The organism is Ensifer sp. ZNC0028 (genome assembly GCF_000799055.1).
Lineage (GTDB): Bacteria > Pseudomonadota > Alphaproteobacteria > Rhizobiales > Rhizobiaceae > Ensifer.
In genome coordinates, this window is record NZ_JTLA01000148.1 from 1 (window position 1) to 13,624 (window position 13,624).

Genomic DNA, 13,624 nt, shown 5'->3' on the forward strand with positions numbered 1-13,624 from the left:
TTCTCCCCGCCTGCGGGGAGAAGGTCGCGGCAGCGGGATGAGGGGCAGTCCCGAACTCCGCCTCCTCAAAACGTCGGCGGCGTACAAGCGCTAATTACTTCGCACGGCACCGGCCCGACACAGCGAAAGCGGTGCGGTCGGCGGCTTTCGAAATAATAGGCATCTCCAGGCCCGAGGATCCGCCGCTCGTCATCGACGGTGACCTCGATGCGGCCCGCAAGCACGATGCCCCCCTCCTCGCCGTCATGCACCAGCGGCACCTTCCCCGTGTCGGCACCGGGCTGGTAAACTTCCTTCAGGATCTGCAGGCTGCGGCCAAAGAGGTTTTCGCCGATCTGGCGGTAGGAAATCGGCCCCTTGCCGATCTCGACCAGTTCCTCGGCAGCATAGAACGCCTTGCGCGGCTTCTCCGGCTCGAAGGAGAAAAACTCGGCAAGCCCGATCGGTATGCCGTCGAGGATGCGCTTCAGCGCCCCGACGGACGGGTTGGACGCGTTGGATTCGATCAGCGAGATCGTTGAATTCGTGACACCGGCGCGTTTGGCCAGTTCGCGCTGCGACAGATTGTGCATCAGCCTCAAATGGCGAAGCCTGTTTCCGATATCGACGCTCACGGGTGCGCAGCTTCCTGTTCAGGTTGTTCGAAATAACGCAAACATGCCGAGTAGCAGCATTATAAATCAATGCGTTAACTGACAGCAGAAAAGGACTTGTTTGGCAAATCAAATCATGGCGTCAATCGCGCGACCTTGAGGAGGATGCCATGAACCAGCACACCAAACCCAACGCCCCCGTTCTCGACAGCTATTGGATGCCGTTTACCGCCAACCGGCAGTTCAAGCAGGCACCGCGCCTGCTCGCGTCCGCCGAGGGCATGCACTACACCAGCACCGATGGCCGCACGATCCTCGACGGCACCGCCGGGCTCTGGTGCGTGAACGCCGGCCACGGCCGCCGCCAGATCGCCTCGGCCGTCGAGCGCCAGCTGTCGACCATGGATTTCGCGCCCTCTTTCCAGATGGGCCATCCGATCGCTTTCGATTTTGCCGAACGCCTCGCCGAAATCGCGCCGGGTCCTGAGGGCCAGAAGCTCGACCGCGTCTTCTTCACCGGCTCCGGCTCCGAATCGGTCGACACCGCCCTGAAGATCGCGATCGCCTACCAGCGCGCCATCGGCCAGGGCACGCGCACGCGCCTGATCGGCCGCGAGCGCGGCTATCACGGCGTCGGCTTTGGCGGCATTTCGGTCGGCGGCATTCTCAACAACCGCCGCGTCTTCCCGCAGCTCCCGGGCTCCGATCACCTGCGCCACACGCACGACCCCGCCAAGAACACCTTCGTCAAGGGCCAGCCGGAGCACGGCGCCGAGCTCGCCGACGATCTCGAGCGGCTGGTGGCGCTGCATGGCGCCGAGACCATTGCCGCCTGCATCGTCGAGCCGGTCGCCGGTTCGACCGGCGTGCTGATCCCGCCGAAGGGCTATCTCGAACGCCTGCGCGCCATCTGCGACAAGCACGGCATCCTGCTGATCTTCGACGAAGTCATCACCGGCTTCGGCCGTCTGGGTGCTGCATTCGCCACCGACTTCTTCGGTGTCACCCCTGATATGGTGACGGCCGCCAAGGGCCTCACCAACGGCGCCATCCCGATGGGCGCGGTCTTTGCCAGCCGCAAGGTGCATGACGCGCTGATGCACGGTCCGGAAAACGCGATCGAGCTCTTCCACGGCTACACCTATTCCGGCCACCCTGCCGCCTGCGCAGCCGGCATCGCCACGCTCGACATCTACCGCGACGAGGGCCTGATGACCCGCGCCGTGGAGCTGCAGGACGCCTGGCATGACGCCATGCATTCGCTCAAAGGCCTGCCCAATGTCATTGACATCCGCACGATCGGGCTGATCGCCGGCATCGAGCTGCAGTCGCGCGACGGTGCAATCGGCGCCCGCGCCTATGACGTCTTCGTCGATTGCTTCGAAAAGGGCCTGCTGATCCGCGTCACCGGCGACATCATCGCCTTCTCGCCGCCGCTGATCGCCGAAGAGAAGCATTTTGGCGAGATCGTCTCGATCCTCGGCGATGCGCTGAAGCGCGCCAAGTAAGGCGAAACGCCGCAAATCAAAACAACGCCGCCGCCGAAGATCTCGGCGGCGGCGTTGTCATTTCAGGTACAGTGCTGAATCCGGCTAACGTCTCGACAGAACAGCCGCACCCTAGCGAATCAACAGCGCCCGGAAATCGTTGACGTTCGTTCCGGTCGGGCCTGGGACGAACAGATCGCCGCTCGCCGAAAAGGCCGACCAGGCGTCGTGACGGGCGAGATGGAGCCGCGGATCGATACCCGCAGCCCGCATGCGGGCGATGCTGTTACCATCGGCAAAGGCGCCGGCATTGTCCTCAGAACCGTCGATGCCATCGGTATCGGCGGCCAGCGCGTCAATCCCGGATACACCGTCGATATCGAGCGCCAGCGACAGCAGGAACTCGCTGTTGCGTCCACCCTTGCCGTAGTCTTTGCCTGAAATCGTCACCGTCGTTTCGCCGCCGGACAACAGCACCACCGGCTTACCGAAGGGGCGGTTCCTCAGCGCCACCTCGCGCGCAAGGGCCGCATGCATGCGGCCGATATCACGCGCTTCACCCTCGATCGCATCGGAGAGAATGTGCGCCTCGATGCCGATCTCCCGCGCCTTGGCCGCGGCCGCTTCGAGTGAAACAGCAGCAGAAGCGATGACATGAACCGTATGCCTGGCAAAACGTGGATCATCGGGATCCGGCGCCCTTGCAGCCTCCGATCGCAGATGCGCCATCACGGCATCGGGAAGCTCCATCCGGTAGCGGTCAACGATTTCGAGCGCCTCTTCCGCCGTGCTGCGGTCGGGCACCGTCGGTCCGGACGCGACGAAGGCTGGGTTGTCGCCGGGCACATCCGAGACGACGAGGCTGACGACCCGCGCGGGAAAGGCCGCAGCAGCAAGCCGCCCACCCTTGATCCGCGACACGTGCTTGCGCACGACATTCATCGCCGAGATCGGCGCGCCCGAGGCAAGCAGTGCCCTGTTGACGGCAATCTCGTCGGCAAGCGTCAGACCCTCGGGCGGCGCCGGCAGCAGCGCGGAGCCACCGCCCGAGATCAGTGCGATGACGAGATCGTCGGCCGTCAGGCCGGAAACCGCCTTCAGCAAGGCATCCGATGCGACAAGCCCGGCTTCGTCCGGCACTGGATGGGCCGATTGCAGCACCGTGATCGTCTCGCACCGCTCCACCGGTCCGTGGCGCGCAACAACCGTGCCACTGAAGGCATGTTGCCACAGCTTTTCGAAAGCGGCCGCCATCTGGCTGGCCGCCTTGCCGGCGCCGACGACAATCGTCCGCCCCTTCGGCGGTTCGGGCAGATGCGCCCTGATCGCCTCATAGGGGTCGGCCGCGCGGACTGCTTCTTCGAAAAGCCGGGTCAGGAAGGGGCGCGCTTCGATCATTGCATTCACTCAGCCGGCGATGTCGAGGTCGTAGACGAGGATGCCGGCAATGCCACCCTCGGCCGCGGCCACGATCTTGGCACCTGTCTTGCGGTGCTCCTCGTCTTCGAGATAGGCGTCGCGCGCGGCCGCATCGGTGAAGTCGACGATGAAGCCTTCTGCAAACCCCTTGTCCATGCCCACTTCGGGGCTGACATTGGCGCCCACATGCGCGGCGAGAAATCCCGGTAACCGGGCTTTCAGCGCGGATATCTCGGCAAAGATAGCCGCCTTCTCCCCACCTGTGATCTCGGGGCGGAAGCGGATGAAGACGCAATGGCGGATCATGGGGACCTCAACGGATTTCGGCGCGGGCGCGCGGGCGGCTGTCGTTGCGTTCGTGGGCGAAGATCGCCGGCGGTAGCGGTTGCAGCCCGCGGATGATGTCTGAGCCCTTCTCGCCCATCATGATCGTCGGCCCATTGGTGTTGCAAGAGGGAACGCGCGGCATCACCGAGCTGTCGCAGACGCGAAGGCCTTCAAGTCCGCGCACCTTTAGGTCCAGCCCGACCACGGCCAAGGCATCCGTCCCCATCTTGCAGGTACCGACCGGATGATGGTCGGTCTTGGCATTGGCGCAGCCGTAGTCGAAGAACTGCTCATCGCTGACGACCGAATTGCCCGGCAGGCGCTCCGCCAGCACGAAGGGCTTGAGCGCCGCCTGCTGCATGATCTCGCGGGCGATCTTCAGCCCCTCGATCGACATCTTGCGGTCATGCGGATCCTCCCAGTAGTTGGGATCGATCAGCGGTGCCGCGGCGGGATCGGAGGACTTGAGCCGCACCGTGCCGCGCGAGCGGGGATGCAGATAGGCGGAATTCAGCGTCACGCCGGCATTCTTCAGCTTCTCGACGCCCGCCTCGATGCCGGAGCCGAGACCGAGATGGAACTGGATATCCGGCGAACGGGCATTCGGATCCGCATACCAGAAGCCGCCGGTCTCAAATAGCGACGATGCGACCGGGCCGGAGCGGAACAGTACATACTGCAACCCAGCCCATAGCGTACGATGGAGTTTCGCCACACCGTCATAGGTGTGGTCGCCGGTGCATTCCGAGATCACGAAGAGATCGAGGTGATCCTGCAGGTTACCGCCGACACCGGGCAGGTCGTGTTTTGCCGAGACGCCCACCGATCTCAAATGATCGGCCGGCCCGATGCCGGACTGCAAAAGCAGCTTCGGCGAGCCAATGGCACCCGAGGTAACCAGCACCTCCCGATCCGCGCGGATTGTCTCGCTGCCCTTGGCCGTAACGACTTCGACGCCGACGGCGCGAGTGCCTTCGAGCACGATCCGCGCCACGCGCGCGCCGGTGCGGACCGTCAGATTGCGGCGATCCTTGATCGGCGAGAGATAGGCGAGCGACGCACTCGAGCGGCGGCGATTGCGCTGAGTGAGCTGGTAGAAGCCAACGCCCGCCTGCTGGCGACCGTTGAAATCATGATTGTAGGGAATGCCGAGTTCCTGGCCGGCGCGGATATAGGCGTCGCAGATCGGCAGCGCCGCCGTGGGCATGGAGACGCCGAGCGGCCCGCCATAGGCGTGGTAGTCGTCGGCAAAGCGCTGGTTGTCTTCCGAGCGTTTGAAATAGGGAAGCACACTGCGATAGTCCCAGCCGCTGCAGCCGTCCTCGGAGGCCCAAAGGTCGTAGTCGGCAGCGTTGCCACGGGTATAGAGCTGGGCATTGATCGACGAGCCGCCTCCGATCACCTTGGCCTGGGTGTAGCGCAGCACCCTGCCCTTCATGTGCTTCTGCGGCACCGTCTCCCAGCCCCAGCTGGCGACGCCCTTGGTCATCTTGGCAAAACCGGCCGGCATGTGAAACAGCGGGTTCCAGTCGCCGCCGCCAGCTTCGAGCAGCAGCACGCGAACCGTCGGGTCCTCGGAGAGGCGATTGGCGAGAACGCAGCCGGCCGGGCCGGCGCCGGTGATGATGTAGTCGTAGCTCATTCCCTGTCTTCCCTCCGCCGCCATAAATTTGGAACGTTCCAAATTTTCGACGTGTTCAACTCAAACCCTGCCCGCTTGCGAGCCTCAAAAGTCCTGCCTGTTGCTAGAGACGGCCGATCGAAAGCCCGCCATCCGCCTGGATGACCGAGCCGGTTGCGAAGCCGAATTTACCTCCGGCAAGCCCGGCCGCGATGTTGCCGATATCCTCGGGCTCGCCCCAGCGCCGCATCGGCACCAATCCGCCATCGATCAAGGCATCGTATTTCCCGGTGACACCGGCCGTCATGTCGGAGCGGATGATGCCAGGCCGGATCTCGAACACCGAAATGCCGGTATTGGCGAGGCGCAGCGCCAGACCCTGGCTGAAGGCGGCAAGACCAGCCTTGGTCATGCAATAGTCGAGCCGCTCGGGCGACGTCATCGTCGCCGAAACCGAGGTGATGTTGATGATCGAGCGCGGCGTCACGTCGGCCGGATCAGTCAGCATCGACACCAGCACCGCCTGGGTGAAAAACACCGTGCCGCGCAGGTTGGTGGCGACGATCGTGTCGAAGTTCTCCGGCAAGAGATCGAGGAAATCACCCCGCACCACCGAGGCGATGCCGGCATTATTGACGAGGCAGCGGATCGGGCCGAGCTCGGCGCGGACGCGCTCGACCGTCGCCGCATGACCGCCGACATCGGCAAGATTCGCCTCAATGTAGATGGCCCGTCCGTGCTCACCGGAGAGTTCCGATAGCGTCTGGGCGGTCGTCGCGTCTGCCGCACCCAGGCCGGTAAGCGCAATGTCGAAGCCCTCGCGGGCGAGCGCGCGGGCGACGCCGAGACCGATGCCGCGGCGGCCGCCGGTGACGATGGCGACGGGACGCGTCGATGACGTCATGATCCGATCTCCTTCGCAAGAATGTGGTCGGCGACCCTGAGCGCCTGGGCGGCAACCGTCAGCGCCGGATTGACGGCAGCGGATGTCGGCAGGCAGCCGGCGTCGACGACAAACAGGTTGGGATGGTCGAAGGCGCGGCAATAGACGTCGAGCGGCGCATGCTTCGGGTCGGTGCCCATCCGCACCGTGCCGCACTGGTGCGACGGCGTGCGCTTGTCGAAGGCTTGCGATAGGACGACCGGATAGCCGGCCGCCTTGAAGTGCGCGCGCATCTTCGCCTCGAGACTGGACAGCGCCTCCATGTTCGAGCGCCGCCACTGCATGACGATGCCCTTGCCATCGACCATGATGCGGCTTTCCGGGTTCGGCAGGTCCTCGGTCATCATGTACCAGTCGATCGCATGACCGGCCATGAAATCGAAGGCAAAGCGCGGCGCCCAGACGGGCGCGTTGGCCTTCAGGATGTCGGCGTTGATCTTACCGAGAAGCTGGACATTGCCGAGCGGTAGGCCGTCCCTGCCGCCGGTCAGGTAATAGTCGTTCAGCATCAGCGTCTTCTGGTAGACGCTGTCATTGCGCTTGAACGGGTTGATCGCGAGCATGGCGCTGCAATTGTGGTTCATGAAGTTGCGGCCGACCTGGTCGGAGGCGTTCGCGAGACCCTTGCCACCACCGGAGCGCAAGAGGATGGCAGCGGAATTGATCGCGCCGGCCGACAGGATCACCAGCTTCGGCGACAGCGTCTTCTTCTCGCCCCTGTGGGTGTAGTGGACCGCCTCGATCCGCCCGCCCGGGCCGGCCTCAAGCGTGTCGACATGCGCCGAGGTGATCAACTCGATGTTGGGGTCCTTGAGCGCCGAGGCGAGCGATGCGGTCTCGGCATCCATCTTGCCCTTGCCGGTGTTCGGGAACCCATCCCAGGGCGTACGCCCGCCGGCAAGCCACGTGTCGATGTCGACGCCGAGCGGCAAGGTTGCCGGATGCAAGCCCTGTGCCTTCAGCTCAGCGCGCGCCCGCGCAATCGCCGGCTCGTTCGGCACCGGGCCGAAGGCATAAGGGGAACTGTGGAACGGCTCCGTCGGGTCGTCGCCGAGTTCGCCGCGCACCTCGAACAGTCGCTCGGCCTTGCCGTACCACGGCTCCAGTTCCTCGTAGGGGAAGGGCCATGCCGGCGAAACGCCGCCAAGATGCTGCATCTCGGTGAAATCTTCGGCCCGGTAGCGCAAGAGTACGGCGCCGAAGAGCTTGGAATTGCCGCCGACGAAATAGAAGTTTCCTGGATTGAACTCGGTCCCGTCAGGTTCGCGCCACATCTCCCTCGGGCGGAAATGACCCTTGACGAAGATAGAGCTGTAGCTGCGCGCCTCCGGCGTATCGGGCAGGCGTTCGCCGCGCTCGAGGATGGCGATGCGGGCGCCGGAGCCGGCAAGCCCCGCCGCAAGCGTGGAGCCGCCGATCCCCGACCCGATGATGACGATGTCCGGCTGCTCCTGCATGATCGATTACGCGATCCGCTGCTGGCTCTGCGGGTCGAAGAACACCGCCTTGTCGAGGTTGAAGGCGAGCCGCGAGGTCTGACCGGCAGCAATGCGGGCATCGGCGCGAAGCCGGGCAACGATCTCCTTGCCGCCGAGACGCGTGACCGCGAACGTGTCGGAACCGGCCGGCTCGACCACCTCGATCAGGCATTCGCCCTCGGCGACCACCTTGGCATTGCGGTCGGCGCCATCTGGGTCGGTCAGCGCTTCCGGACGAATGCCGAAGACCACGTCCTTGCCGGCATAGGCCGAGAGCGCACCGTTGGCCTGCGGCACCGCGAGTTTCAGCGGCTCGGCATTCGGACGCGCCAGCGCCACGGCGATATCGGAACCGCTCTTTTCGATGCGCGCGGTCAAAAGGTTCATCGCCGGCGAACCCATGAAGTCAGCGACAAACATGTTGGCCGGGTTGTTGTAGATCTCGGCAGGTGTTCCGAACTGCTGCAGCACGCCGTCCTTCAGAACGGCGATCTTCGTTGCCAGCGTCATCGCCTCGATCTGGTCGTGGGTGACGTAGACGATCGTCGTCTTCATGCGGTTGTGCAGCCGCTTGATCTCGGTGCGCATGTCGACGCGCAGCTTGGCATCAAGGTTGGAGAGCGGCTCGTCGAACAGGAAGACCTGCGGATTGCGCACCAGCGCCCGGCCCATGGCGACGCGCTGGCGCTGGCCGCCGGAGAGCTGGCTCGGCTTGCGGTCGAGCAGATGGCCGATCTGCAGCATGTCGGCGACCTGCTTGATCGCCTTCTCGCGCTCGTCCTTCGGCACGCCGCGGATTTCCATGCCGAAAGCGATGTTTCCGGCGACCGTCATGTTCGGGTAGAGCGCGTAGGACTGGAACACCATGGCGATATCGCGCTTCGACGGGTGCAGGTCGGCGACCGAGCGGCCATTGATGGCGATCTCGCCGGACGTGATCGGTTCGAGACCGGCTATCGTGTTCAGAAGCGTGGACTTGCCGCAACCGGACGGGCCGACGAGCACGAGGAAGCCGCCCTTTTCGATCTCCAGGTTGATGTCCTTCAGGATCTCGAGCGAGCCATAGGATTTGCGCAGGTTGCTGATTTTCAAGAAAGACATGAGCTTATCCTTTCACGGCGCCCGACATCAGCCCGCGAACGAAGTAGCGGCCGGACACGATGTAGACGATGAGCGTTGGCAGGGCGGCAAGGATCGCGCCTGCGAAGTGAACGTTGTATTCCTTGACGCCTGTCGAGGACGAAACGAGGTTGTTGAGCGCGACCGTCATCGGCGTCGAATAGGGGCCTGAGAAGGACGCGCCGAACAGGAAGTCGTTCCAGATGTTGGTGAACTGCCAGATGACCGAGACGACGATGATCGGGCCGGAGGACGGCAGCAGGATGCGCCAGAAGATCTGGAAGAAGCTGGCCCCGTCGATCTGTGCTGCGCGCACCAGCTCGGTCGGGAAGGCCTCGTAGTAGTTGCGGAAATAGAGCGTCGTGAAGCCGAGGCCGTAGATCACATGGACGAAAATCAGGCCCCAGATCGAACCGGCGAGCCCCAGGATCCCAAGGATGCGCGCCATCGGGATCAGCACGATCTGGAACGGGATGAAGCAGGACAGAAGCAGCATGGCGAAGAAGATGTTGGCACCGGGAAAGCGCCACTTCGTCAGCACGTAGCCGTTCAGCGCACCGATGATCGTCGAGATCGCCACGGCCGGCACGACCATCAGGATCGAATTGATGAAGAAGGGCTTGAGGCCCGTCGGCTGCACGCCGATCTGCGCCGTCGACCAGGCTTGAAGCCAGGGCTCGAGCGTAAAGGTCTGCGGCAGGTTGAGCATGCCGCCCTGGCGGATCTCGTCGAGCGGCTTCACCGAGTTCACCAGCATCACGTAGAGCGGCAGCAGCGAATAGAGCGCAAAGAGGATCAGCGCGGTGTAGATCAACGCGCGGGTGAGGCGGTTGTGCGAGATGATGTTGTCTGGGCTCGGAGCGCTCATCAGCGTTTTGCTCCCCGGATTTCGGAATAGAGATAAGGAACGATGATCGAGAAGATCATCACCAGCATGATGATCGCCGAGGACGCGCCGATGCCCATCTGGTTGCGGGTGAAGGTGTAGGAATACATGAAGGTCGCCGGCAGCTCGGTCGCCTGGCCGGGGCCGCCACCGGTCAGCGCGATGATCAGGTCGTAGGCCTTGATCGCCAGATGCGCGAGCACGACGAAAGCCGAGAGGAACACCGGTCGCATCAAGGGAATGATGATCCGGCGATAGATCGTCGAGGTCTTGGCGCCGTCGATCTGGGCTGCCTTGATGATCTCGTTGTCGACGCCGCGAAGGCCGGCCAGGAACATCGCCATGATGAAGCCGGTCGACTGCCAGACCGCGGCGATGACGACGCAGTAGATCGCGTAGTTGCGGTCCTTGATCCAGTTGAACGAGAAACTCTCCCAGCCCCACAGATGCATGGTGTTCTCAAGGCCGATGCCGGGATCGAGGAACCACTTCCAGGCAGTGCCCGTCACGATGAAGGAAAGCGCCATCGGATAGAGATAGATCGGCCGCAGGAACCCTTCAGCGCGGATCTTCTGGTCGAGCAGGATCGCCAGCCCGAGGCCAAGCACCGAGCAGATGGCGATATAGAGCGCGGCGAAGATCGCCAGGTTGCTCACCGCCCGCCACCAGTGTGGCAGCGCCCACAGCTTCGTATAGTTGCTTAAACCGACGAAATTGTAGGACGGCAGCATCTTGCTGTCCGTCATCGACAGAAAGCCGGTATAGGCAATGAAACCATAGACAAAGATCAGGACGATGAGGAAGCTCGGGGCAAGCACCAGCTTCGGTATCAGGTCCTGCAGGCGACTGCGGCTATCCATGAACGTTCACCACTTCTGGCGCGGCCGTCGGGCACAACCCTGATATCGGCATCCGCGCGAGGTTCTGGGTATCAAAGCGCCCCTCCCCGCGTCCTGTTGGCCACGGTGGTTCGACGGCGCCTGCATGTCGGAATGGGGTGTCCGGGGCGCCTAGCAGCGCCGCGTGTCTCGCAAGACACGCTAAGGTCGCTGCAACACCTAAGTTGCTGCATAATTTTGTCCTTAAATCCATGCGGATCTAAGGAATTATGCAGTACGCGCCCCGGAGCGAGCCCGTTACTTCGCGGCCTCGACGGCCGAGACCAGTTCCTTGACGGCCTCTTCGGACGTCAGTTCGCCGTTGAACTCACGCGTCACGACGTCGTAGATCGCGTTCTTGACGGCAGCCGGATTGGCATGGCCATGGGCCATGGAGCCGAAGAGCTTGCCGTTGGTGTTGGCTTCCGCCAGGTCCTTGATGCCCTTCTTGCCGCAATCGTCGAAGGCCGTGTCCGGAACGTCGGTGCGGGCCGGGACCGAGCCCTTAACGACGTTGAAGGCCGACTGGAAGGTCGGGCTTTCGATCGCCGAAGCCATGGCGAGCTGTGCGGGAACCTTGTCGTCGGCAACCTTGAACATCGCGAACTGGTCGGAGTTGAAGGTCACGGACCCTTGCGTACCCGGGAAGCGCATGCAGACGAAATCGGTGCCCGGCACCTTCTTCGCCTTCAGGAACTCGCCTTTGGCCCAGTCGCCCATGAACTGCAGGCCGGCCTTGTTCTCGATGACCATAGCGGAAGCGAGGTTCCAGTCACGGCCGGAGAAGTTGTCGTCGACATAGGAGCGCAGCTTCGTCATGCGGTCGAAGGCTTCCTTCATCTTGTCGCCGCCGAGCGCTGCCGGGTCGAGGTCGATGAAAGCCTGCTTGTAGAAGTCGGTGCCGAGCGAAAGCACGACGGCGTCGAAGATCGTCGCATCCTGCCAGGGCTGGCCGCCATGGGCGATCGGCGTGATGCCCTGAGCCTTGAAGTTGTCGAGCAGGGCAACCAGTTCGTCCCAGTTGGTCGGCTCCTTGCCGCCAGCCTTGTCGAGGGCGGCCTTGTTGATCCAGACCCAGTTGGTCGAATGCACGTTGACCGGTGCTGCGATCCAGTGGCCGTCATACTTCGAGAACTGCTGCAGGGCGGTCGGGATCACCTTGTCCCAGCCTTCCTTGGAAGCCGTCTCGTCGAGGTTGCCGAGTGCGCCTTCCTTGGCCCAGTCGAGAATGTCGAAGCCGAGCATCTGCACGGCGGTCGGAGCGTTGCCCGCGGTGACGCGCGCGCGCAGCACCGTCATGGCTTCCGTACCGCCACCACCGGCAACCGGCATGTCGGTCCAGGTGATGCCCTTGCTTTCCAGATCCTTCTTCAGAACGTCGAGTGCGGCGGCTTCGCCACCGGATGTCCACCAGTGCAGAACTTCCACATTTTCGGCTGCGCGCGCGGCGGTGGCCGCCATCATCAGCGCCACAACGGCCGTCGTCGTCATCAACTTGCGCATCGTTTTCCTCCCGTTTGCAAGTTAACGAGGCGGAACCTCCTCCACCCCGGAATTCGCGCCGCTTCAGCCAGCGGCTGGCCATTTAAAACGTTATAAATTCAGCAAGTCAAGCATTCCGCCATTTTGTACTTTAGCACCTTCGGAACCGTTTGAATTTACTGAATTATATAGCTCACATTAGCTATTGCAGCGCAGCAATCCATGCCGCGATGCGAGATTTAAAACGTTTTCATGATTCGATTGCCTAAGCGTTCGCACCACGTTACAAAACCCGCTCTTGCCCGCTCTCAGGATGACTAGCATTGGCCGATCCCTCCAAGCCCGCCCACCACGAAGACAGCGGTGCCACCGTCAAGCGCGGCAAGCCGACCCTTCGCACGATCGCGGAAATCACCGGCCTTGCGGTCACCACCGTCTCGCGCGCGCTGTCCGATGCGCCGCAGATCTCCATCGAAACCCGCAAGCGGGTGCGCGAGGTCGCCGACGAGATCGGCTATTCGCCCGACCGTGCCGCCCAGCGCCTGAAGACTGGCCGCACCAATGTCATCGGCGTGCTGCTCGATCCACATGAGGAAATTCTCGGCTACGGCACCTCGATCATGAGCGGCATCGCCAAGGCGCTGCAGGGCACCGCCTTTCACCTGATCGTCATGCCGAACTTCCTCAACTCGACAAATGTCGAAGCGGTCAACTACATCACCCGCAACGCGATGGCCGACGGCCTGATCTTCTCGCGCACGGAACCGCTCGATCCCCGCGTCCGATTGCTGTCCGATCTCGGCTTTCCCTTCGTCACCCATGGGCGCACGGAGCTTTCCACCCCGCATCCCTATGTCGACTACGACAACTTCACCTTCTCCTACCAGGCGACGAAGCGCCTGATCGCCAAGGGCAGGCGCAAGCCCGCGCTGATCAGCGGTCCCGCCGATTTCACCTTTGCGGGCCATCTGCAACACGGCTTCATGACCGCCGTGCGCGAGGCCGGCTGCGCCTACGAGATCCTCTCGGGCATCGACCTCGACAGCCCCGCCGGCGCGATCCGCGACCGTGTGCGCCAGCGCTATGCCGAGCCCGATCCGCCGGATAGCTTCATGTGCGGCGGCGAGGTCTGTGCGCTGGCGACCATCACCGGCATGAGCGATTGCGGCCTCACGCTCGGACGCGAATACGACATCGTCGCCAAGCAGACCTCGCACCTCTTGAGCGCCATCCAGCCGCAGGTCGAAACCATCTACGAAGACCTGACAGCGACCGGCGAGGACATGGGCCGGGTGCTCCTGCAGAAGATCGGCGGCGAGAGCGACATCAGCAAGCTCCAGCTGCTGCTCTGTCCGCAGATCCCATCGAGCTTCGGCACGGCCGGCTGAGCG

The 13,624-nt window shown here is 63.4% G+C and carries 12 protein-coding genes; 2 read left to right on the forward strand and 10 right to left on the reverse strand.

Annotation, left to right across the window (positions count from 1 at the left end):
- Nucleotides 1-65 precede the first annotated feature (65 nt).
- Nucleotides 66-614 carry a cupin domain-containing protein gene (locus L981_RS30005; RefSeq protein WP_043625382.1) on the reverse strand — a complete coding sequence of 183 codons (549 nt, stop codon included), beginning with the start codon at nucleotides 612-614 and terminating at the stop codon, nucleotides 66-68.
- A gap of 149 nt (nucleotides 615-763) precedes the next feature.
- On the opposite strand from L981_RS30005, the gene L981_RS30010 reads away from it, so the two are divergent.
- Nucleotides 764-2,101, forward strand: a complete 1,338-nt coding sequence (locus L981_RS30010) for an aspartate aminotransferase family protein (RefSeq protein WP_043625384.1) — start codon at nucleotides 764-766, stop codon at nucleotides 2,099-2,101.
- 111 nt (nucleotides 2,102-2,212) lie between these two features.
- Here the strand turns inward: L981_RS30010 and L981_RS30015 are convergent, their stop codons facing one another.
- The 9 genes from L981_RS30015 to L981_RS30055 all read right to left on the reverse strand — a co-directional run bounded on the left by L981_RS30015 (nucleotide 2,213) and on the right by L981_RS30055 (nucleotide 12,242).
- Entirely contained in the window at nucleotides 2,213-3,478 is a 1,266-nt protein-coding gene (locus L981_RS30015; protein WP_043625387.1) for a glycerate kinase, read from the reverse strand.
- 9 nt (nucleotides 3,479-3,487) lie between these two features.
- Nucleotides 3,488-3,805: a Dabb family protein gene (locus L981_RS34805; RefSeq protein ID WP_043625390.1), complete on the reverse strand. Its 318-nt coding sequence runs from the start codon at nucleotides 3,803-3,805 to the stop codon at nucleotides 3,488-3,490.
- Between the two features lie 7 nt (nucleotides 3,806-3,812).
- Nucleotides 3,813-5,468, reverse strand: coding sequence for a GMC family oxidoreductase (locus L981_RS30025; RefSeq protein ID WP_043625392.1), 1,656 nt, complete (start codon nucleotides 5,466-5,468; stop codon nucleotides 3,813-3,815).
- 103 nt (nucleotides 5,469-5,571) lie between these two features.
- Entirely contained in the window at nucleotides 5,572-6,351 is a 780-nt protein-coding gene (locus L981_RS30030; RefSeq protein ID WP_043625393.1) for a 3-ketoacyl-ACP reductase, read from the reverse strand.
- A complete protein-coding gene (locus L981_RS30035; protein WP_043625394.1) occupies nucleotides 6,348-7,847 on the reverse strand; it encodes an FAD-dependent oxidoreductase in 1,500 nt (499 codons plus the stop codon). The genes L981_RS30030 and L981_RS30035 overlap by 4 nt, the downstream gene beginning before the upstream one ends.
- A 6-nt stretch (nucleotides 7,848-7,853) precedes the next feature.
- Nucleotides 7,854-8,969 carry an ABC transporter ATP-binding protein gene (locus L981_RS30040; protein WP_043625396.1) on the reverse strand — a complete coding sequence of 372 codons (1,116 nt, stop codon included), beginning with the start codon at nucleotides 8,967-8,969 and terminating at the stop codon, nucleotides 7,854-7,856.
- A 4-nt stretch (nucleotides 8,970-8,973) separates the two neighbouring features.
- Entirely contained in the window at nucleotides 8,974-9,855 is an 882-nt protein-coding gene (locus L981_RS30045) for a carbohydrate ABC transporter permease (RefSeq protein WP_043625398.1), read from the reverse strand.
- A complete protein-coding gene (locus L981_RS30050) occupies nucleotides 9,855-10,733 on the reverse strand; it encodes a carbohydrate ABC transporter permease (protein WP_043625400.1) in 879 nt (292 codons plus the stop codon). Before L981_RS30050 ends, L981_RS30045 begins: the two co-directional genes overlap by 1 nt.
- Before the next feature lie 276 nt (nucleotides 10,734-11,009).
- A complete protein-coding gene (locus L981_RS30055) occupies nucleotides 11,010-12,242 on the reverse strand; it encodes an ABC transporter substrate-binding protein (RefSeq protein ID WP_371258915.1) in 1,233 nt (410 codons plus the stop codon).
- Nucleotides 12,243-12,556: 314 nt separating this feature from the next.
- On the opposite strand from L981_RS30055, the gene L981_RS30060 reads away from it, so the two are divergent.
- Nucleotides 12,557-13,621, forward strand: a complete 1,065-nt coding sequence (locus L981_RS30060) for a LacI family transcriptional regulator (RefSeq protein WP_043625407.1) — start codon at nucleotides 12,557-12,559, stop codon at nucleotides 13,619-13,621.
- The last annotated feature ends 3 nt before the right edge of the window (nucleotides 13,622-13,624 follow it).